The sequence below is a fragment of the Bizionia sediminis genome (genome assembly GCF_042684585.1).
Classification (GTDB): Bacteria; Bacteroidota; Bacteroidia; order Flavobacteriales; family Flavobacteriaceae; genus Algorimicrobium; species Algorimicrobium sediminis.
The window spans coordinates 169,839-191,256 of the sequence record NZ_JBHULS010000002.1 but is presented as its reverse complement, the minus strand read 5'-3'; the positions used below and the strand labels follow the sequence as shown (position 1 = coordinate 191,256).

At 36.3% G+C, this 21,418-nt stretch carries 23 protein-coding genes; 17 read left to right on the top strand and 6 right to left on the bottom strand.

Translation table 11 applies throughout. From position 1 onward, the window contains the following. Positions 1 to 24: 24 nt before the first annotated feature. On the bottom strand, positions 25 to 1,569 hold the full coding sequence (locus ACFSQP_RS05365) for an Rne/Rng family ribonuclease (RefSeq protein ID WP_376892382.1): 1,545 nt from the start codon (positions 1,567 to 1,569) through the stop codon (positions 25 to 27). A gap of 368 nt (positions 1,570 to 1,937) precedes the next feature. Beyond that, positions 1,938 to 2,228: an HU family DNA-binding protein gene (locus tag ACFSQP_RS05360; RefSeq protein ID WP_019386001.1), complete on the bottom strand. Its 291-nt coding sequence runs from the start codon at positions 2,226 to 2,228 to the stop codon at positions 1,938 to 1,940. A gap of 135 nt (positions 2,229 to 2,363) precedes the next feature. Between ACFSQP_RS05360 and mutY the strand changes: the two genes are divergently transcribed. From mutY to ACFSQP_RS05330, 6 genes are all read left to right on the top strand, one after another. Further along, complete coding sequence (mutY, locus tag ACFSQP_RS05355; RefSeq protein WP_376892381.1) at positions 2,364 to 3,404, top strand: A/G-specific adenine glycosylase; 1,041 nt, start codon at positions 2,364 to 2,366, stop codon at positions 3,402 to 3,404. Positions 3,405 to 3,477: 73 nt separating this feature from the next. Next, on the top strand, positions 3,478 to 3,939 hold the full coding sequence (locus ACFSQP_RS05350; protein WP_376892380.1) for a single-stranded DNA-binding protein: 462 nt from the start codon (positions 3,478 to 3,480) through the stop codon (positions 3,937 to 3,939). A gap of 21 nt (positions 3,940 to 3,960) precedes the next feature. Then, positions 3,961 to 5,265, top strand: coding sequence for a gliding motility-associated protein GldE (locus ACFSQP_RS05345; protein ID WP_376892379.1), 1,305 nt, complete (start codon positions 3,961 to 3,963; stop codon positions 5,263 to 5,265). Positions 5,266 to 5,287: 22 nt separating this feature from the next. Next, the gene (gene gldD / locus ACFSQP_RS05340; RefSeq protein ID WP_376892378.1) at positions 5,288 to 5,872 is read left to right on the top strand and encodes a gliding motility lipoprotein GldD; all 585 of its coding nucleotides are present in this window, start codon (positions 5,288 to 5,290) and stop codon (positions 5,870 to 5,872) included. A 265-nt stretch (positions 5,873 to 6,137) separates the two neighbouring features. Further along, on the top strand, positions 6,138 to 6,482 hold the full coding sequence (locus ACFSQP_RS05335; RefSeq protein ID WP_376892377.1) for a hypothetical protein: 345 nt from the start codon (positions 6,138 to 6,140) through the stop codon (positions 6,480 to 6,482). A 15-nt stretch (positions 6,483 to 6,497) separates the two neighbouring features. Further along, complete coding sequence (locus tag ACFSQP_RS05330; RefSeq protein WP_376892376.1) at positions 6,498 to 8,279, top strand: T9SS type A sorting domain-containing protein; 1,782 nt, start codon at positions 6,498 to 6,500, stop codon at positions 8,277 to 8,279. A 99-nt stretch (positions 8,280 to 8,378) separates the two neighbouring features. Here ACFSQP_RS05330 and ACFSQP_RS05325 read toward each other — a convergent pair whose 3' ends face one another. Further along, on the bottom strand, positions 8,379 to 8,912 hold the full coding sequence (locus ACFSQP_RS05325) for a heavy-metal-associated domain-containing protein (protein WP_376892375.1): 534 nt from the start codon (positions 8,910 to 8,912) through the stop codon (positions 8,379 to 8,381). Between the two features lie 89 nt (positions 8,913 to 9,001). On the opposite strand from ACFSQP_RS05325, the gene ACFSQP_RS05320 reads away from it, so the two are divergent. Continuing rightward, entirely contained in the window at positions 9,002 to 9,880 is an 879-nt protein-coding gene (locus ACFSQP_RS05320; RefSeq protein ID WP_376892374.1) for a DMT family transporter, read from the top strand. 56 nt (positions 9,881 to 9,936) lie between these two features. Here ACFSQP_RS05320 and ACFSQP_RS05315 read toward each other — a convergent pair whose 3' ends face one another. Continuing rightward, entirely contained in the window at positions 9,937 to 12,000 is a 2,064-nt protein-coding gene (locus ACFSQP_RS05315) for a M16 family metallopeptidase (protein ID WP_376892373.1), read from the bottom strand. A 1-nt stretch (position 12,001) separates the two neighbouring features. Next, complete coding sequence (locus ACFSQP_RS05310; protein ID WP_376892372.1) at positions 12,002 to 13,321, bottom strand: M16 family metallopeptidase; 1,320 nt, start codon at positions 13,319 to 13,321, stop codon at positions 12,002 to 12,004. Positions 13,322 to 13,496: 175 nt separating this feature from the next. On the opposite strand from ACFSQP_RS05310, the gene ACFSQP_RS05305 reads away from it, so the two are divergent. The 3 genes from ACFSQP_RS05305 (at position 13,497) to rpmA (ending at position 14,809) form a co-directional block, all read left to right on the top strand. Further along, a complete protein-coding gene (locus ACFSQP_RS05305; protein WP_376892371.1) occupies positions 13,497 to 13,940 on the top strand; it encodes a DUF4199 domain-containing protein in 444 nt (147 codons plus the stop codon). A gap of 100 nt (positions 13,941 to 14,040) precedes the next feature. After that, on the top strand, positions 14,041 to 14,523 hold the full coding sequence (gene rplU / locus ACFSQP_RS05300) for a 50S ribosomal protein L21 (protein ID WP_376892370.1): 483 nt from the start codon (positions 14,041 to 14,043) through the stop codon (positions 14,521 to 14,523). Positions 14,524 to 14,548: 25 nt separating this feature from the next. After that, positions 14,549 to 14,809: a 50S ribosomal protein L27 gene (gene rpmA, locus ACFSQP_RS05295; RefSeq protein WP_376892369.1), complete on the top strand. Its 261-nt coding sequence runs from the start codon at positions 14,549 to 14,551 to the stop codon at positions 14,807 to 14,809. 321 nt (positions 14,810 to 15,130) lie between these two features. Here the strand turns inward: rpmA and ahcY are convergent, their stop codons facing one another. Beyond that, positions 15,131 to 16,447 (bottom strand): adenosylhomocysteinase, encoded by a 1,317-nt coding sequence (gene ahcY / locus ACFSQP_RS05290; RefSeq protein WP_376892368.1) that lies wholly within the window; start codon positions 16,445 to 16,447, stop codon positions 15,131 to 15,133. Between the two features lie 135 nt (positions 16,448 to 16,582). On the opposite strand from ahcY, the gene ACFSQP_RS05285 reads away from it, so the two are divergent. From ACFSQP_RS05285 to arfB, 7 genes are read left to right on the top strand one after another with little or no spacing between them, the layout of a single operon-like run. Further along, positions 16,583 to 17,218 carry a 4'-phosphopantetheinyl transferase family protein gene (locus tag ACFSQP_RS05285; RefSeq protein ID WP_376892367.1) on the top strand — a complete coding sequence of 212 codons (636 nt, stop codon included), beginning with the start codon at positions 16,583 to 16,585 and terminating at the stop codon, positions 17,216 to 17,218. Beyond that, entirely contained in the window at positions 17,215 to 17,964 is a 750-nt protein-coding gene (locus ACFSQP_RS05280; protein ID WP_376892366.1) for a geranylgeranylglyceryl/heptaprenylglyceryl phosphate synthase, read from the top strand. Before ACFSQP_RS05285 ends, ACFSQP_RS05280 begins: the two co-directional genes overlap by 4 nt. 51 nt (positions 17,965 to 18,015) lie before the next feature. Continuing rightward, the gene (locus ACFSQP_RS05275; protein ID WP_376892365.1) at positions 18,016 to 18,276 is read left to right on the top strand and encodes a hypothetical protein; all 261 of its coding nucleotides are present in this window, start codon (positions 18,016 to 18,018) and stop codon (positions 18,274 to 18,276) included. After that, the gene (pnuC, locus tag ACFSQP_RS05270) at positions 18,260 to 18,892 is read left to right on the top strand and encodes a nicotinamide riboside transporter PnuC (protein ID WP_376892364.1); all 633 of its coding nucleotides are present in this window, start codon (positions 18,260 to 18,262) and stop codon (positions 18,890 to 18,892) included. Before ACFSQP_RS05275 ends, pnuC begins: the two co-directional genes overlap by 17 nt. Further along, complete coding sequence (locus ACFSQP_RS05265; protein ID WP_376892363.1) at positions 18,853 to 19,419, top strand: AAA family ATPase; 567 nt, start codon at positions 18,853 to 18,855, stop codon at positions 19,417 to 19,419. Before pnuC ends, ACFSQP_RS05265 begins: the two co-directional genes overlap by 40 nt. Then, positions 19,416 to 20,972, top strand: coding sequence for a DUF4301 family protein (locus tag ACFSQP_RS05260; RefSeq protein WP_376892362.1), 1,557 nt, complete (start codon positions 19,416 to 19,418; stop codon positions 20,970 to 20,972). Before ACFSQP_RS05265 ends, ACFSQP_RS05260 begins: the two co-directional genes overlap by 4 nt. Before the next feature lie 4 nt (positions 20,973 to 20,976). Continuing rightward, on the top strand, positions 20,977 to 21,378 hold the full coding sequence (gene arfB, locus ACFSQP_RS05255) for an alternative ribosome rescue aminoacyl-tRNA hydrolase ArfB (protein WP_376892361.1): 402 nt from the start codon (positions 20,977 to 20,979) through the stop codon (positions 21,376 to 21,378). Positions 21,379 to 21,418: the final 40 nt, after the last annotated feature.

Genomic DNA, 21,418 nt, shown 5'->3' with positions numbered 1-21,418 from the left:
GCTCCGAACTATTCGGAGCTTTTTTTATTTGATTTTTTTACCATTTTTGTCAAAAAAGTGGTATTCTAGATACGTGTAAGCATCTCTTGGCATTACTTTTACCCATTTTTTATGTTCAAAAAACCATTTTGAACGTATGGATGGAAACCCTTTTGTTAAAAAGGCTGCTATAAAAGGATGTGTGTTTAGAGTCACCTTATTATAGTCTTTTTTAAATAGTTGTTCCAAATCGTGCTTAATTTTTGGCACAATACCTATTGGAGCCTCAACATCGCCGTTAATGGCGGCATTAGGATTTTCTTCACGTGTTTTAATGTTCATTTCTGGTCTAACACGTTGTCTTGTAATTTGTACCAAACCAAATTTACTTGGCGGTAGTACTTTGTGTTTCGCTCTGTCATCTTTCATTTCTTCACGCAGATGATTGTAAAGCGTTTTTCTGTTTTCAGCGGATGTCATATCAATAAAATCCACTACAATAATCCCGCCCATATCGCGCAAGCGTAATTGTCTTGCAATTTCGGTGGCGGAAATTAAGTTTACTTCCAAGGCGGTGTCTTCTTGGTTTTTGGCTTTGTTGGAACGGTTACCACTGTTTACATCAATAACATGTAAGGCCTCGGTGTGTTCTATAACCAAGTAGGCGCCTTTGGACATGGAAACCGTTTTTCCGAAGGATGTTTTAATTTGTCTTTCTACACCAAATTTTTCGAAGATGGGAACATTGGATTGATATAACTTCACTATAGATTCTTTTTTTGGTGCAATTTCCTGCACGTAATCTTTAATTTGAATGTAAAGTTCTTCGTCATCTACGTAAATATTTGTGAACGTATCATTAAAAATATCTCGTAATATGGACGATGCTTTATTCAATTCACCTAGTACTTTACTAGGGTGGTGTGCTTTGTCTAGTTTTTTACACATGGCGGTCCAACGGCCAAGTAAATTTTGTAAATCTTTATCTAGCTCTGCTACTTTTTTGCCCTCTGCTACGGTACGAATAATAACCCCAAAACCCGGAGGTGTAATGCTTTTTACAAGGCGTTTTAGGCGGTCTTTTTCATCTTTATCCTCTATCTTCTGCGATACAGAAATCCGATCGGAAAACGGCACTAAAACAATGTATCTACCTGCTATGGATAGCTCGGAACTAATACGCGGTCCTTTTGTTGAAATGGGTTCTTTTACTATTTGTACTAAAGTAGATTGATTAGATTTTAAAACGTCGGTTATTTTGCCGTCTTTATCTATATCCTTCTCAAATGGGAAATTTTTTAAGGAATAATCCTTTAATTTACCTGTGCTTACACGTTTTGTGAATTTTAAAAGCGACGGTAATTTGGGTCCTAAATCATGATAATGTAAAAAGGCATCTTTTTCGTAGCCTACATTTACAAATGCAGCATTTAAACCCGGAACAGCTTTTCTTATTTTGGCTATAAACACATCGCCAACAGAAAAGTTATTACCACCCTCGTCTTTTTGTAATTCAACTAGTCTTCCATCTTTTAATAAGGCAAAATCAACAGTATCTGAACCAGATCGAATAATCAATTCTTTATTCATAATGTTAATTTTTATCTACCATGCTAGGAGCATGACAGATGGATTAATACTATTTTCTGCTTGTTTAGTTAAGCAGAAAGAATACCAAAATTACTAGCTAACCGCTATGGTGCTAATAATTTTGGCATCTCACAGGATTTTTTAAATCCGAAGAGTTTTAAAGCAGCTGCCTTAAACTCATTTTCAAAGAACTTGTTGTCTTAAAAACCAAAAAAGTAGTTAAATAACTACTTTTTTTAGCTTACTTCTTCTTTTTGTGACGGTTAGCGCGTCTTCTTTTTTTACGCTTATGCGTTGCTACCTTGTGTCTCTTTCTCTTTTTACCACTTGGCATAAGTTACTTGTTTTAAGTTAATAATTTAATGTTTTTACTTGACGTCAACATTCGTTTTTACACCTTCTACGAATACTTTTGCAGGTTTAAATGCAGGAATATTGTGAGCAGGTATTTTGATAGTTGTATTTTTAGAAATATTTCTTCCAGTTTTTTCAGCTCTTGTTTTAATTATAAAACTTCCAAAACCTCTTAAATATACATTATCGCCACTCTCTAATGAGGTTTTTACCTCCTCCATAAATGTTTCAACAGTTGCCTGTACATCGCCTTTTTCAATTCCTAATTTTTCAGAAATTTTTGCTACTAAATCAGCCTTTGTCATGTTAAATATTTTAATGTATTGCTATTAATCCAATAAGGGATGCAAATATAGGAATTAAAAATTCAATATTTCAAACCTAATTCATTAAAATTTAAGAATATAAACCGTTATTTTTGCACTTAGTCCTATTTATATATGCAACTATCCAAAACTCTAATAAGTTGGTATTTAGTTAATAAGCGGGAATTGCCTTGGCGAAATACTCAAAACCCTTACTTTATATGGTTGTCCGAAATTATTTTGCAGCAAACCCAAATTAAGCAAGGTTTACCGTATTATGAAGCCTTTGTTTCTCAATACCCTACTGTTTTTCATCTGGCAAAAGCACCTGAAGAAGCCGTTTTAAAACTGTGGCAGGGACTAGGCTATTATTCGCGTGCTAGAAACCTGCACGCCACGGCTAAATACATTGCGTTTCATTTAAACGGACAGTTTCCAGAAAACTATAAAGAGTTGCTTAAGCTAAAAGGTGTTGGCGATTACACTGCTAGCGCTATTGCATCCTTTTGTTTTAACGAAGTGGCAGCTGTTTTAGATGGTAACGTATTTCGGGTATTAGCTAGGTATTATGGTATACATACTCCTATAAATTCTACTGAAGGAAAAAAAACCTTTAAGGCTTTGGTTTCAGATTTAATTGATAAAAAAAATCCAGCAGATTTTAACCAAGCTATTATGGAATTTGGGGCCTTGCAGTGCACCCCTAACAAACCAGATTGCCCCACGTGCCCGCTGGCTAGTAGCTGTTATGCGCATCGAAAAAACGAAATAAACCAATTGCCTGTTAAAACAAAAGCGCGCAAACCAGCAATTAAATTTTTTAATTTTTTAGTATACATCTCGGATGTTAATACCACCATACTCGAAAAAAGAGAACAAAAGGGCATTTGGCAAAATTTATACCAATTCCCTTTAATAGAAACACCAAAGGCTATTAATAAACACGAGCTTCTAAACTATATAGCCAACGCACAGGATATACAGGAGGTTAGTTTGTTTAATGCCAATCCTATTGTGCATAAATTGTCGCACCAGCATTTATATACCAAGTTCTGGATTATTAAAACCAACAAGCTACCCCAACCAACGGTGCCTTTTGCAGATCTTGAAAAATATGCAGTTCCTATTGTTATTAAAAATTTTATGGATGCCTATAATTTTGAAGTTGAAATTTAGCCGACTCATAATTTTTTACTAATTTTAAGTTTATGAATAGCAAAAGCGTAATTTTGTAAATTAAATAACAATCATGTCAGGAACATTAAATAAAGTTATGCTTATTGGGCATTTAGGAGACGACGTAAAAATGCACTATTTTGAAGGTGGCGGATGTATTGGGCGTTTTCCTTTAGCAACCAACGAAACCTATATAAATAAACAAACCAACGAGCGAATAACGAACACCGAATGGCATAATATTGTGGTTAGAAACAAAGCCGCCGAGGTATGCGAAAAATATATTGGAAAAGGCGATAAAGTATATATTGAAGGCCGCATTAAAACCAGAAAATGGCAGGACGATAGCGGTAACGACCGGTATTCTACAGAAATCCAATGTACAGATTTTACCTTTTTAAGTATGAAAGGAGATCCGGCAAATAGTGCGGCCACGCCAGCACAGCAAACCCAAAATCCTGGAGCACAACCGCCTCAAGATCCGGTAACTCCAAAACCAGAGGTAGATTTACCAGACGACGATTTACCATTTTAACACTACTAAAACCAATTAGCATTGGACCTAGAACCTCCCAGTTTTCAGCAGTTAATTTTGTCCGTGGACTACACACTCGTATTTGGTGTAGCCCTTTTAGTTGTTTTATTGCTGTGTTCGGCATTAATTTCCGGTGCCGAAGTGGCCTTATTTTCTCTAACCAGAAGCGATATTGAAAATCAGGAACAAACAAAAACACCAGCTATTGGTATTATTATAAAATTGTTGGAACGTCCTAAAAAACTGTTAGCCACGATTTTAGTAGCCAACAATTTCATAAACATTGGTATTGTTATTCTGTTTGCATATTTGGGCGAATTTATTTTTAAAGGTATTGCCTCTGGAATTTTAAAATTTTTGTTGGAAGTAATTGTTATTACCTTTCTTATATTGCTATTTGGCGAAATTTTACCCAAAATTTATGCCAGTAGGAACAGACTAAAATTTGCACTCTTTATGGCCTATCCCATTCGGTTTTTAGATGTGTTTTTCTCGCCCATTAGCTTGCCAATGCGCAGCATTACCATAGGTATACACAATAAGTTGGGTAGAAAAAAATCGCATTTAAGTGTCGATCAATTATCCCAAGCATTGGAGCTAACCAGTGAAGCGGACACAACCCAAGAGGAGCAAAAAATATTAAAAGGTATTGTATCCTTCGGAAACACAGATACCAAACAGGTTATGCGCCCTAGAATTGATATTTTTGCGTTAAATATAAACCAGAAATACGCCGAAATTATTCCCGAAATAGTTAGCAACGGTTACTCCAGGATACCCGTGTACGAGGATAACATAGACCGTATAAAAGGTATTTTGTACGTAAAAGATTTACTACCGTATTTAGATTTAAAAGATTTTGACTGGACCCAGTTATTAAGGGATCCGTTTTTTGTTCCGGAAAATAAAAAACTAGACGATTTAATGGGCGAGTTTCAGGAGAAAAAAGTGCATTTAGCTGTGGTGGTAGATGAGTATGGTGGCACATCTGGATTAATTTCTTTAGAAGATATTATAGAAGAAATTGTGGGCGATATTAGCGATGAGTTTGACGACGAGGATTTGGTTTATTCCAAACTAGATGATAAAACCTATGTTTTTGAAGGGAAAACAGCGCTTAAAGATTTTTATAAAATAGCAAAAGTGGCCAATTCGCAAGCTTTTGAAGCTGAAAAAGGCGAAGCCGAGACGCTGGCAGGTTTTATTTTAGAATTCTCTAAAAGTTTTCCAAAACAAGGAGCAAAAATATATTTTTTAGATTATGTATTCGTTATTGAAGCACTAGATAAAAAACGAATTACACGAATAAAAGTGTCGCTTCCATAATACAGCCAAAAAACTAATACTCATGAAATTTAAACGCTTTTTAATGCTTGTACCGCTTACGCTTGTATTTGCTTGCGGTAACGACACCCTGCCAAAACCAGCTGCTTTTTTAAGACTAGAGTATCCTGAAGCCATGTATAAAAAAATGGATTCGGACTTTCCGTTTACTTTCGAAAAGAATGAATTAGCTACAAAAATTAAAGCCCGCAGTATAGCTGAAGATTCTGGTAGTTTTGGCTTAGACCTTATTTATCCGTCTCTTAAAGGCACTATATATTTAACCTATAAGCCAGTTCGGAATAATAAGGAGCGTTTAAAAACATTATTACGTGATTCCCAAGGGTTTACTCAAGAGCACACTGTAAAAGCCGACGAAATTACAGAGCAGTTGTACGCCAACGACGAGCGAAAGGTTTACGGCATGTTTTATGAAGTTGGAGGTAACGCGGCTTCACAATCGCAGTTTTATGTTACAGACAGCATTAATCATTTCTTAACAGGGTCCTTGTATTTTTACGCAAAACCTAATTTTGATTCTATTCTGCCTGCAGCAAAATATTTGCAAAAAGATATTCAACATATTATGGAAACCGTAAACTGGAAGTAATAAAAAAAGCCCTTCTACAAAATGTAAAATTCAGGTTGAATAATTCAATAGACTAATAGTATTATTTTGAATTATAAATGATGTACTAAAATTGGCTACATAAGGGCGATGTTATCGTTTTCTTCGTTTAAAAGAACTAATATACCGATGTATTTCATCGAAAACATGGCTGTTTTTTTTTTAATTAATGCTCTTATATTTAGGGAGTTAAATTTTAATTTAAAACCCTATCATTAAGAAACACCCCAAATTTATTTTAGCATTGATGTTGTCAACAGTATTTTTTTCCTGCTCAACAGAAGAAAATACAATATCTGTTGAAAATACAACATCTTTATCTGAACAGAATTCGTTCCTAAAGCAAAGCGATGAAATAATTGCTTTTAGAGAAGTGTTGGCCGAATTTTCTCGTTCGAATACTTTAAAGCGGAAGAATGGAAAGCCAGTTTCTATATTTAACAGTACCAACCAAGAGCAAATTAGTAACCAAGCCAGAATGCTTTTAAATACTTTTGGGTCTTTGGGAGGAACCGCATCTTTACATGTTATGGATCCAGTTAGTGGTGCAGCAGTACCTGATGGAGAAACGTATATTGTAATTATTGTTTAACATAGCAAACAAACTATGATGAAATTAATACACCTATTCTATATTGTTTGTTTTATAGGTTTACATGAAATAGGTTATGCCCAAACCTTCGATTATCAAAGAGGCTGGGCTACTTATTTTGGCGATGAAGGTATAGATTTGGCCGATAGCGCTATGGATACAGAAGGTAATATGTATTTAGTAGGAAGGGTTCGGAGTGGAAGTGTTTTTAATGCTACTGCCAATGCTTATCAAACAGCTTATGGCGGTGGTGTTGCTGATGGGTTTTTAACCAAAATAAGCCCTGTAGGAGAAATTTTATGGTCTACCTTTATAGGGGGTGAATCTGTTGATTATATTACAGGAATTACCATTGATGGCTATAACGTTATATATATAATTGGCAGTACTGGGAGCGCCAATAGCATGGCTACAAGCAATGCGTGGCAAACAACTTTAGAGGGAAGCACGGACACTTTTATAAACAAATTTGATGCTAGTGGTGCTAAAATTTGGGGCACCTATTATCCTAGTGCTGATAGTGATCCAGAATCTATGGGTGGAACTATTAGAAATAGTGGTCCTAGTATTGTTGCAGATAAACAGGCAGGTGGTATTTATTTTTTTAACAGAACCAATAATGCCAATCTTGCAACATCTGGAGCTTTCCAAGCAACTATTGGTCAAGATTATAATAATGTAATTACCAAATTTTCTGTAGATGGTCTACCTATTTGGGCGACCTATTATGGGATTAATTTTTCACAAATGTATAGTATTACGCTTGGGTCAGATGGTTTGTATGTAGCAGGAGACACTAGCGATTGTTTACCTATACATCCAGAAAACACCTATTTTGCAACTATGAATGCACATCAACCGGTGCCAGGTAGTTGTCGGGATATATTTATTACTAAATTTTCCTTTGCTGGCCAACGCCTTTGGAGTACCTATTACGGGAATACCAATAATGCCTATACTAATAAAAATGGACTACTTGTTAGTGGTAATGCCTTATATGTTACTGGTACAACTATATCTAGTCCCAATATTACAACAATAGACAGCTATCAGGAGGATTCAGGGTCTAATTATACAGCGTTTTTAGTGAAGTTTAACACGGAAGGTATACGTTTATGGGGCACTTATTATGGTTTAGATTATGATATTTATGGCAATAGTCTTGTGTCTAGTTCTTCATCATTAGCTGGAGATAGCCAAGGGAACATTTATTTAACTGCTGCGACAAAGTTTCAAGATAATATAGCAAGCACTGGTGCGTACCAGGAAAACAAATCTGGAGGGACTGATTTGTTTGTGGCGCAGTTTAACCCCGATGGGGACGTAAATTGGGGAACCTATTACGGTAGTAGTGAAAATGAGTACGCTTCTAAATCCTTGGTTTATAACGACGTGTTTTACTTGCTAGGCGAAACGGCTAGTGCAACCGGAATAACAACACCTAATAGTCTGCAACCTGGCTTTATAGATAATGGTAATAGCAGTGATGGTTTAATTAAAAATATTTTTATAGTACGTTTTGAGCCTTTACCATTAAGTGTGGAATCGTTTGCAGCTTCCAGTTTTGAGGTGTATCCAAACCCCAATCAAGGCAGTTTTAATATTAAAAACCCTAATAATGAGCCATACACAGTTCAAATTTACAATATGCTAGGCCAATTGGTTTTAGAAACATGTAAGAAACAAAATTCTGTAGAACGCATTGACACACTTAATTTAAGCAGTGGTTCTTATCTTTTAAATATTACAACAGCTAGCAATGCTACGTATACACAAAAGATGTTAATTACAAATTGAAGCACTTAATTTTTAAACGTAAAGCTTTTGTATAAAAAAACCAGAAAAATTAATTTTTCTGGTTTTTTTATTTTTGTCTCTTTACTTTTAAGAGCTTAATTAAGCTTTTGCTTTATCAGCACAGCAAGCCATTTTACAGTCGTCAGCACAAGCTGTTTTTTCAGCCTCTGTTTTGTCTGCACAACAGGCTTTTTTACAATCTTTATCGCAAGTCTTCTTGTTAGCAGCATCTGGTGTAGCTTCTAAATCGGTGCGCTCCACGGTTTTCATATCTTTTACAGAATAAATATCGCTAACACTCTTCACAGCTTCTTCTAAAGTCATGGTATTTACTTTAGCTTCGTCGTATTCTACCATGGCTAAACGCGTGTCAAAATCAACTGTGGCCGATTTTACACCTTCCATTTTGGCCATTTTCTTTTCAATAGTTTTAGCACATCCCATGGCACAGGTCATTCCTTCAATAGTAAATTCTGCTTTAGCATAGGTGGCATTTGGGTCTAGTTCCGTTTTAACAGCAACCTGTTCAGATTTTGTTTCTATAGTTACTACTTCTGGTGTTGCTTCATTTTTGCAACTTACTATTATTAAGGCTATAACTGCAACGGCTATGATGTTTTTTAAACTTTTCATAATAAGGTAATTTATTGTTTACACAAATTTACTAATTATTGCTGTTTATTGCTTTTAAAATTTCAATTTTGTGCTTTTAATATTTTATTATGCATCAAGTTAATAGCAAGTGGTTTTATTTGGTGGTTCTTTCGGTTATTTGGGGAACCTCTTTTATTTTAATTAAAAAGTCGCTTTTAGGCCTAAATCCTTATCAATTAGGTGCTTTAAGAACTGTAATTACTGCAATTTTCCTACTAGCGGTTGGTTATAAGCAACTAAAAGCTATTGCTAGAAGCCAGTGGAAATGGATTGGTTTATCAGGATTGTTGGGATCGTTTTTTCCAGCCTTTTTATTTGCTGTTGCCGAAACAGAGATTGATAGTGCGGTGGCTTCCATTTTAAACTCGTTGGTACCCCTTAATACCATACTATTGGGCTTTGCTGTTTTTCAAATAACCTCCAGTAGGCGCCAAGTGTTAGGGGTGGTAATAGGTTTTATTGGTACCGCTATTTTAATTTTAAAAGGGGCAGCCTTAAATCCGGAACAAAACTATATGTATGCTGGTTTTGTTATTATAGCTACTGTTATGTATGCTGCTAATGTAAATATTATAAAGCGGTATTTACAAGATGTAAAGCCTTTAGCTATTGCGGCAGGTAACTATGCTATAATTAGTATTCCGGCTCTGGTAGTGTTGCTTTTTTCCGACTTTTTTACAACAAGTACCTTTGCAGGCCCAAATTTTGGTACTGCCGTTATGTATGTGGTTATTTTGTCTTTCTTTGGAACGGCTTTAGCTAAAGTTTTATTTAATAAGCTGGTGCAATTGGCCACACCCGTGTTTGCATCGTCTGTTACGTACTTAATGCCTATTGTAGCCTTAATTTGGGGTGTTTTGGATGGCGAAACCTTTAGTTGGTGGCAAGGCTTGGGCTCGTTAATTATTTTAATTGGTGTTTATTTATCGCAAAAGCGAAAAAAATAAAAGCTCGAAGGTTTTAAAACCTTCGAGCTTTTCTCATAAACTAGCTTGTTTAGTTTCTATTTAAAATCGGCATCGGTAACGCCGTCATTTACTTTTACTTCGGTTACAATAAAATCGATAGCTCTTGGTCCCATTGTTTGCGAAATTTTAAAAGGAAATTTAATACCAGACACCTCTTTATAGTCACTATAAAATGTGGCAGATTGGCCTGCTGGCGAGCTTTCTACTTCTTTTAGTTTAAGTCCAGTATCTACGCTGTAATAAGCAGCCATTGTTTCGGTAACTTGCACTTTGTAAGCATTTTCGCCGTCTACTTTTTCTATTTTCTCCAAAGTCACCTGATTGTCTAGGTAGTTTACTTCAGGAAATGGAATGGACTCCAATTGGGCATTTTTAATTTGCTCCTCTGTCATGTCCATACGCTGGCCTTGCGCCATGGTGTAACCGGCGTTGCCATTTAGTACTTGTTTTTGGGTTTGCCCCATAACGCTTATTTGTTCCAACGATTGGTTTTTGGTTGTTTTTTTCATTTCTAAATTAATAACCATACCAGGTTGTAACTCGGCATTAGCTGCCATGTATAAGCTAGAAACCTTATTTATAGCCTCTGCGCCACCAAGCGCTTCAATGTATGCGCCAATAACTTTTTCAACAGTTATATCGGCCGGCATTGCAATATCGTACTCTGGTTTTTCGGTAAGGTTTGCAAAAGTATCGTAGTAGCGTATAGGTAAACCTATTTTTTCTAGGTTTTCTAGTACATCGCTACCATTACCTACTACAACCACACGAGCATTTTCTGGACGCATATATTTTCGTGCAGCCATTTGAACGTCCTCGATAGTAACATCGTTTATTTTTTGCAAATAAGTTGTGTAAAAATCGGCTGGCAAATTGTTCAGCTTAATGTTTAAAGCATAATTGGCTATGGTTTGCGGGCGCTCCAATGCCATTACAAAATTACCTGTGTATTTGGCCTTCACATTTTGTAAAACTTCGGCAGCAACAGGTTCGTTATTTATTCGCTTTATTTCTTTAAGGGTTTCAACAATGGCACTATCTGTAACGGCATTCCTAACTTTAGCGGTTGTACTAAAACGGGACATGCCATAGCGATTGGCACCTAACCTAGAATAAGAGCCATAGGTGTAGCCATTTTTTTCACGCAAATTTAGAAATAAATAACCTTCGCCACCGCCACCAAGAATTTCGTTGGCTATTAGCGCTGCAAAATAATCGGGATCGTTCATTTTTAACGACACATTATTGGTTACCGAAATATTAGATTGTGTGGCTCCAGGTACATCAATAAAGTTAATTTGAGGCACTGGTAAGCTTTCGGCTGGTTTAGGAATAGTTGTGGACACCATGGCGCCATTTTCCCATTTTTTAAAATATTTTTTAACTTGTTTTTCAACCGTTTTAAAATCAACATCACCAATAACAACTAGGTAAGCGTTGCTAGGGTTCATGTATTGCTGGTAGTAAGCCTTAATGTTATTGAATGTAATATTGTTTATAGTTTCTTCCGTAGTAAACTCGCCGTAAGGATGCGTTTTACCATAGGATAGTGCAGTACCTACGCGGTTAGCAATAGCATCTGGGTTTTTATCGTTATTTTTTAGGCTTTCGATTAGTTTCTTTTTCTCTGCCTCAAATTCTTCCTCCGTTAAAAGCGGGTTAATAATAGCGTCTGCCATGAGCTCTAAAACGCGTTCGGAATATTTAGAGAGTGAACTGGCAAAACCACTGCCAAAACCTAAATTAAGGCTAGCGCCTAAAAAATCTATTTCTTCGTTAAAATCATCTTTAGGAATAGAAGTGGTGCCATTACCTAACATAGCGCCTAAAACGCTTGTAACGCCAGCAATATCACCTTCATAAATAGGACTATTGTCTATGCGCAGCGAATATGAAACGCGTGGTAGTTTATGGTTTTCTACCACTAAAACTTTCAAACCATTTTTTAATTGAAATTCGCCAGGCTCTTCCAGTGTTATTTTTGGAGCGGGACCTGCTTTTGGTTGTTTAGATCGGTCTATTTGTGCCGAAACACTAAAGGCTAAAAAGAAAAGGACAACAAATGCTGTTAGCCGTGTTTTTAAAATATATGTATTCATCTTATTGGTCGTCTTTTTTTGGTAAGTATTCTATTTCTACACGTTGGTTGGGACTTAAGTACCTTTGTGCCACATTTTTTATGTCTTCGCGCGTAATGGAGCGATAAATATCTATTTCGTTATTTATTAGATTAACATCGCCATACAGCAAGTAGTAGGTTGCCAAAGATTCAGCGATGCCTGAAATGCTCGAGTTGGCGTTTACAAATTGATTTTCAAACTGATTTTGAAGTTTTTGATAGTCCCGTTCAGAAATTAATTCGTTTTGAATTTTTGCAATTTCTTCATCCATTTCGGATAGTAACGTTTGAATTGGCACATCGCCTAGTGGCAAAGCAAAAAGCGCAAAAATGTTGTAATCTACTTGCGGTAAATTAATAGCCTGAACGGTAAGCGCTTGTTTTTGTTCGTCTACAAGTTTTTTGTAAAGAACCGAACTTTTACCACCACTTAAGTAAGTGGAAATCATATCCAATACACGCGCATCTTTTGTTGCCATACCAGGTACTCTGTAAGCGGCAATAATAGCTGGTGTTTGAATGTTTTTATCGTAAGTAGTTGCTTTAATGGTTTCTGTTATTGGTGCTTCTTTAGGGAAATTACGCACAACATCGGCACCTCTTTCAACTTCACCAAAATAGGCTTCTACAAGTGTCTTGGTTTTAGCAATTTCAATATCGCCAGCAATAACCAAAACAGCGTTGTTAGGTACATAATACTTGTCGAAAAAAGCCATGAACTCCTCCAGCGTAGCAGCATCTAAATGTTCCATTTCGCCAATATTAGATCCTTTATAAGGGTGCAACTGGAATAAGTTTTCGCCAATAGCATTCAGTATTTGGCCATAAGGTCTGTTATCAAAATTTTGGCGTTTTTCTTCCTTAACAACTTCGTTTTGTGTGTCCACACCAACTTGGTCTATTACGGGGTGCAACATTCTTTCAGATTCTAACCATAAGGCTAATTCCAATTTGTTGGATGGAAATACCTCGTAATAATAGGTGCGATCTTGGGAGGTATTGGCGTTAAAGGTACCACCGTTAGCGGGAATAATTTTCATAAACTCGCCGCGGCCTATATTTTTAGAACCTTCAAATAGTAGGTGTTCAAAAAAGTGGGCAAAACCCGTCCGGTTTCTATCGCCATCTTTTCCCCCTACATCGTACATAACGGATGTAGACACTACAGGAGCTGTGTTATCCTGGTGGAGAATAACGTGTAGTCCGTTATCTAATTTAAATTCTTCAAATGTCACTTCTTGAGCAATACTAGTTACTACCGCTAGTATACATGCAGAAAAAGTTAATAATCCTTTTTTCATGTGAGTTAGTTTTTGGTTAACAGACAAATAGCACGTTTCATTTGTCTTTAAAATGTTACAACTGCTCAAAAATAAGAAATAGTTTGGGTTTTTATTCGGTTTAAGAAAAAAACGTAAACAAATTATTAAAAACCAGATTTTTTTACGAAATTGAAGCAAATAAAAAAAGCAAAATATGAAAAATATTATTTTACCTGTTAGATTTGGTTTAACTGCAAGCGCGGTTTTAATTGCTTATTTCCTTATTTTGGCACTTTTTGATAAGCACACAAATCCAGTTTTTAGTTTTTTTAATGCAGCAATAACTGCTTTTGGGATTTTTGAAACTGTACGGTATTACAAGCTGGAACAAGGCGAAAAATTTACGTACACCGGAGGCTTTGTAGCTGGCATTATTACGGGTGTTATTGCTACGTTTAGTTTTACAATATTTTTTCTGCTTTACATTACCGAAATTAACCCAGATTTTTTACCAAAATTATTAGAAGTGGTAAATGTAGGAGCCTCTGTTAGTGTTGGTGTATTAACCTTTGTGGTATGGATTATGGGTATTGCTACAACAGTAATATCGGCTTTTACGGTAATGCAGTACTTTAAAAAAAGCTGGAATGTTTGTTAAAAGTAATAAAACGTTTGTAGTTTAATTATTTAGCAGTATATTTGCATCCGCTTACAAAATTGTAGGCGTTCATTAAACTAATAAATAAAAACGTTACGCTATGTACGCAATTGTAGAGATAGCAGGGCATCAATTTAAAGTTGAAAAAGACCAAAAAGTTTTTGTTAATCGTTTAGCAGTAGAAGAAGGTAAGGAAGTTTCTTTCGATAACGTTCTTTTAGTTGCAGATGGTGACAATGTAACTGTAGGCGCCCCAGCTATAAACGGAGCTCAAGTTGGAGCAAAAGTTTTAAAGCACCTTAAAGGTGATAAAGTTATAGTTTTCAAAAAGAAAAGACGTAAAGGATACCGCGTTAAAAACGGTCACAGACAAGATTTAACGGAAATTGTAATTGAAAATATAGTAGCTTCGGGAGCAAAGCCAGCGGCTAAAGCAGAAAAAACCGAACCAGCTACAAAAAAAGAAGCTTCTCAAGATTTAAGTAACTTAACGGTTGCAGAATTAAGAGATATGGCTAAAGCAAAAGAAATTACAGGTTACTCTTCAATGAAGAAAGCTGAATTAATTGCGGCCTTAAGCTAATTATAAATCTTAAAATCGGAATAAAATGGCACACAAAAAAGGAGTCGGAAGTTCGAAGAACGGTAGAGAATCAGAATCAAAACGTTTAGGTGTTAAGATTTTTGGTGGGCAAGCTGCTGTTGCTGGAAATATCATTGTAAGACAAAGAGGTAACACGCATCACCCAGGAGAAAATGTTTATGGTGGCAAAGACCATACATTACACGCTAAAGTTGATGGTATTGTTAAATTTACCAAGAAAAAAGACAATAAGTCGTATGTTTCTATCGAGCCTTTCAACGCTTAATGAAACACCTTATTAACTGTATATAAACCGTTTTTCAGCATTGAAAAACGGTTTTTTTGTTTTTCATAAACACCTAAATAAGTTAGCTGTAAGCAGCGTCATTTCTGGTTGTTTTTACAAGGGTCAATTTGCTGTTTTTCGTAAAAAAACAGTTTCAGCTTTGCGTCAGCTTCAGTGCTGGTCTTGAATTATTTAGGTGTCTGGATATTTTTATTGTGGCTTTCGTTGTATACAGGCATAAAAAAACCCACAGAATTATAAATTCTCTGGGTTTTTAATTGCTAATTAGGGCTTGTATTAAACCTAAACCATCATCTTATTCTAGTATCTGTAATACTCTGGTTTGTATGGTCCTTCTACAGATACGCCAATGTATTCTGCTTGGTCTTCTTTGAGCTCTGTAAGCTCGACACCAATTTTTTCAAGGTGTAGTTTGGCAACTTTTTCATCTAAATGCTTTGGTAACATATATACGTTGTTTTCATAAGCATCCTTATTGTTCCAAAGTTCAATTTGCGCTAAAACTTGGTTGGTAAATGAGTTACTCATTACAAAACTTGGGTGTCCTGTTGCGCAACCTAAATTTACCAAACGGCCTTGTGCTAAAATAATAACATCTTTACCATTTACAGTGTATTTGTCTACCTGTGGTTTAATTTCATCTTTTGTATGGCCATGGTTTTTGTTTAGCCAGCTCATGTCTATTTCATTGTCAAAATGACCAATGTTACAAACTATGGTTTTGTCTTTCATGGCTTCAAAATGTTCTGCGCGTACTATATCTTTATTACCAGTTGTGGTAATAACAATATCTGCTGTTGCAACAACGGTTTCTAGTTTTTTAACTTCAAAACCATCCATAGCAGCTTGAAGCGCGCAAATAGGGTCTATTTCTGTAACCGTAACAATACTACCAGCGCCTTTAAAGGAGGCAGCAGTACCTTTACCAACATCGCCATAACCGCATACTACTACGCGTTTACCAGCTAGCATAACATCTGTAGCACGACGTACGGCATCTACGGCACTTTCTTTACAACCATATTTGTTATCGAATTTGGATTTTGTAACCGAGTCGTTAACATTTATAGCAGGCATTGGTAAGGTGCCAGCTTTAACGCGCTCGTACAAACGGTGTACACCTGTTGTGGTTTCTTCAGAAAGCCCATTAATACCAGCAGCTAATTCTGGGTATTTGTCTAGCACCATATTGGTTAAATCGCCACCATCGTCTAGAATCATATTTAGTGGTTTTCTGTCTTCTCCAAAAAATAGGGTTTGCTCTATACACCAATCAAACTCTTCTTCTGTCATATCTTTCCAAGCATATACAGCAGTTCCGGTGGCTGCAATGGCCGCAGCAGCTTGATCTTGCGTAGAGAAGATGTTGCATGAACTCCAGGTTACTTCGGCGCCCAATGCTTGAAGGGTTTCAATTAAAACAGCTGTTTGTATGGTCATGTGCAAGCAACCTGCAATTCGCGCTCCTTTTAAAGGTTGCGAATCTTTAAACTCTTCACGAAGACTCATAAGTCCTGGCATTTCGGCCTCGGCTAGTTCAATTTCTTTTCTTCCCCAAGCCGCAAGCGACATATCTTTAACTTTGTTTGGTGTGTAAGGCACAGTTTTCGTAATCATAGTAATTGTATTTCTTATTGTTTATTATGGCTTTACAACTTTGGCAATAGGACTTAAATACTTAAATTCGCTTGCCATTAATGTGTAGCCTGCCGTAGGCTATGCAAAGATAACTAATAACTTTTAGAATATTAAATGCCGCTATATAAAACCCTTACGCCCAATTCACAAACTACTGTTAAAATCTGGAAAATTACCGAGCCATTGCATTGGTTCTACAGTGCGGTATCTTTAAAACCAGAGAGTTTAACGCGTGTATCTGGTATGAAAAGCGAACTACATCAACGTGGTTTTTTAAGTGTACGTTGCTTACTCAATGCTTTTGGTTATACCGATTCCGATTTGTATTACGATGCACAGGGCAAGCCGCATTTAAAGGACGGTAAGTATATTTCTATAACGCATTCGTTTACGTTTTCGGCGGTAATTGTAAGTAGCCACATGGTTGGTATTGATATTGAAAAACAACGCCAAAAAATAAGGGTTATTGCACCTAAATTTGCTGGTTATGAATGGCAGTATTTAAACCAATTGGCAACCGATTATATTCAGAAACTAACCGTTATTTGGTGTATTAAAGAGTCTCTTTACAAATTGTTTGCTACGCCAGGTTTAAGCTTTTTGCAGCACACACTTGTTATTCCCTTTGAATTACAGGATGCGGAAACCCGTGCTTGGATTGATTACAATAACCAAAAACACAGCTACCAAACAGCTTTTTTGGAGTTTGAAGGCTTTACATGCGCTGTGGCATTTCCTACCGACTTATGACACACATTTACCAACAAATACTGGACGCTAAAAAGCAAAATAAGAAACTATTAGCGGTGCTAATAGATCCAGATAAAATGGACATTGCGTTGGTACCCCAATTTATAGAAAACGTCAATACATCGGTTGCTACGCATATTTTTGTTGGTGGTAGCGAAGTAGCGCCGCATGCTACAAACGTTTTAGTAAAAACTATTAAACAGCATACCAAGTTGCCAGTGGTGTTGTTTCCTGGCGATATTACCCAAATAGCTCCCAGCGCCGATGCACTTTTGTTTCTGTCTTTAATTTCAGGCAGAAATGCCGCGTACCTTATTGGGAAACATGTAAAGGCCGTACCACTTTTAAATAACACCAATCTAGAAATACTTCCAACAGGTTATATTCTGGTGGCACCGGATAACCATACTTTAAATAAAATAAGCGCTGTCCAACGTGTCACAGGAACGACTCCCATTTGTGGCAGTAACATACAAGAAATAGCAAATACCGCAAAAGCTGGGCAATTACTAGGAATGAAACTCATATATTTGGAAGCGGGAAGTGGTGCTTTGCAGCCCATTTCGCAAGCACTTATAACAACGGTTAAAGCATGTATTACCGTACCATTAATAGTTGGTGGCGGCATAAAATCAGTACAACAGCTTCAAGCTGCTTACCAATCGGGAGCAGATTTGGTGGTAATTGGAACAGCCTTTGAAACAGATGAGACTTTTTTTTCTGAATTGCAAAAACCTAATTTGTAACCTGCCAAAACAAAAAACAACAACTTAAACAACCTATTTAGGACATTTACTATGAAAATATCTGTAGAACTAACGTTAAGCCCCTTACAAGACAATTTTGAGCCGGCCATAATTCACTTTATAAAAAGCTTGCGCAATTCAAACTTAAAAGTAATGGAAAATCCGTTAAGCACACAAGTTTACGGCGATTATGATGCGGTTATGAACCTGTTAACAGTGCATATAAAAGAAGCTATGGCGCTAATAGATAACGGTTTGCTCTACATGAAAATTGTTAAAACAGACAGACAAGATTATGAACCTCATTTTTGATTATTTATTTGGTCAATATGCGGATTACGATACACTGGATATTGCACTGGAAATTGTAGCGGTTGTTTTTGGTTTTTTATCGGTTTGGTACTCCAAACAAAATCATATTTTGGTGTTTCCAACAGGCATAATTAGCACCAGTATTTTTGTATACCTTTTATTTAAATGGAGTTTATTGGGCGATATGCTTATAAACGTGTACTATTTTTTAATGAGCATTTACGGTTGGTACATTTGGACCCGTAAAGTAGATGCCGTAAACGAAACCCCTATTACGACTTGGACCAAAAAAGAAAAGCACAAAGCTTTAGCTATTGCCTGTGCAGCCATTATTTTTGTAATGGTTGTTTATGAAGTATTTAACAAATGGAATGGACTGGTTTCTTACATTGATATCCTAACTACTGCCGTATTTTTTGTTGGCATGTGGCTTATGGCTAAACGCAAAGTTGAAAATTGGATTTTTTGGATTTTAGGTGATATTATTTCAGTGCCACTCTATTTTTATAAAGGATTTACCTTTACTAGTTTACAATATTTAGGATTTACCGTTTTGGCAATTTATGGTTATTTAGCATGGAAAAAACACTTAAACAACACAAAAGTAGCTGTATAAAAATTGTCCTATTTGGCCCCGAGTCTACTGGAAAAACCATTTTAGCACAAAAGCTAGCAGCTTACTTTAACACCCTGTGGGTGCCAGAGTTTTCCAGGCAGTATGCACAGCAAAAGAAGGAGCAACAAGCCCAATTAACGAAGCAAGATGTTTTGCCCATTGCTTACGGCCAAATGGCATTGGAAAATAACTTAAGCACCAAAGCTAATAAACTGCTTATTTGCGATACAGATTTGCTGGAAACAAAAGTGTATAGCCAAGCTTACTACAACGGTTTTGTGCCAGAGGAGGTGGAAAAATATGCTGAAGAAAATTATTACAATCTTTATTTTTTAACTAATATTGATTTGCCTTGGGAACCAGATGGCATTCGCGATAAACCTCAAGAGCGCGAAATTATGTTTCAAAGATTTCAAAATGCTTTAGAAACGCACCAGAAACCCTATGTTGTCCTGCAGGGCAGTTTGTCCAACCGATTTAAAATAGCAGTTGCACACATTCAAACATTATTAAAAAAAAAGCCATGAATTTTTCAGAGAACGACTTAAAACAAATAGCCCAAAAAGGCATGGATATACGTCAAATTCACAAACAAATAGATACGTTTAAATCGGGGTTGCCGTATTCAAATTTAGTTGCTGCTGCAACAGTTAATAATGGTATTTTAAAACTTGAAACTTCGGAAATAGATGGCGTTATTGCACTTTTTAATGCGAAAAAAAACAACTATAGTTTGCTTAAGTTTGTTCCCGCCTCGGGCGCTGCAACCCGAATGTTTAAGTTTTTATTTCAGTTTCTAGAGGAGTATCAGCCAGATAAAGAGAGTATTAATTCTTATTTAAATACCCGGGACAGTAAGGATTTGCAAATCTTTTTTGTAGGTCTGGAAAAGTTTCCGTTTTATCAACAAGTAAAAACAGTACTTAAAAAACAATATCCCCATTTTAATGATTTGGACCTAAGCCAAAGAGCCAGCGTGTTTGTAGAAACCATGTTGGATGAAAATGGCTTAAATTACGGTCATTTTCCCAAAGGCTTACTTCCATTTCATGCCTACAAAAATAATAGTGTTTCCACGGCTTTTGAAGAGCATTTGTACGAAGCAGCTCTTTACGCCTCTAATAACACGGAAACAAAACTGCATTTTACCATTTCAGAAAATCACAGTCAGAAATTTAAAAGCGAATTTTCGCGCATTGAAAAGCACGTTCGTAACAAAACGCAAACCGATTTTAATATAACATTTTCTTATCAAAAAGAGTCCACAGATACTATTGCCGTTACACCCAACAATAAGCCGTTCCGAATGGCTAATGGGCAGTTATTGTTTAGGCCAGCTGGACATGGCGCGCTAATTGAAAACCTAAACGAATTACATGCGGATATTGTTTTTATAAAAAACATCGATAATGTAGTGGTTTATAAATACAAAGAGGAAGTAGCAAAATACAAAAAAATGTTAGCCGGTATTTTAATTGAACGGCAGGAACAGGCTTTTAAGTATTTGAAAGTGCTTGAAAACAATTCGGTTTCCGAAGATAAAATACTCGAAATAGCTCGTTTTTTAAGACAAAAAATGCAGGTGCAAATTTCGCCAGAATTTGAAAAGTACGCCACAAAATACCAAATAGAGTATCTGTTTAATAAATTAAATAGGCCAATGCGCGTTTGTGGGATGGTTAAAAACGAGGGAGAGCCCGGTGGTGGACCTTTTTGGGTAAAAGACGAAAGCGGCAACGTGTCGTTACAAATTGTAGAATCGGCTCAAATAAACACGAAAGACGACTACCAAAAGAGTATTTTAAAAAATGCCACGCATTTTAATCCGGTAGATTTGGTTTGTGGTATAAAAAATTATCAAGGAAAAAAGTTTAATTTAATGGACTTTATAGATTACCGGGCTGCATTTATAACCGAAAAAACTCAATATGGCAAACCTTTAAAAGCCTTAGAGCTTCCTGGGTTGTGGAACGGTAGTATGGCTAATTGGAATACTATTTTTGTAGAAGTGCCTTTAATAACCTTTAACCCGGTTAAAACTGTAAACGACTTGTTAAAAGCACCGCATCAATTTAAATAAGGCTATGTTTAACGAATCCCTTCTTATTTCCGAATTAAGCTTTAAAGCGTCTAGAAGCTCTGGTGCTGGTGGGCAACACGTAAATAAAACAGCATCCAAGGTGCAGTTAATTTGGGATTTAAATAATTCGGCCGTGTTCTCGGACATGCAAAAAAAACGACTGGCTGTTAAACTTAAGGATAAATTAACCGCCAATGGCATGGTACTTCTTAGTTCGGAAACCAGCCGCAGCCAGCATCAAAATAAAGCGCAAGTAATAAAACGTTTTTTAAAGCTAGTAGCGCAAGGTTTGGTGGTTTCAAAAAAACGAAAACCTACCAAAATCCCTAAAAGTGTTAAATTAAAACGCTTGTCTAATAAAAAGAAACATGCCGAAAAAAAAAGCCAATCGGAAACCTCCCAATAGGCCATAAGGCCTACCAAATGTAGTTAAAGCTATTTTGTTA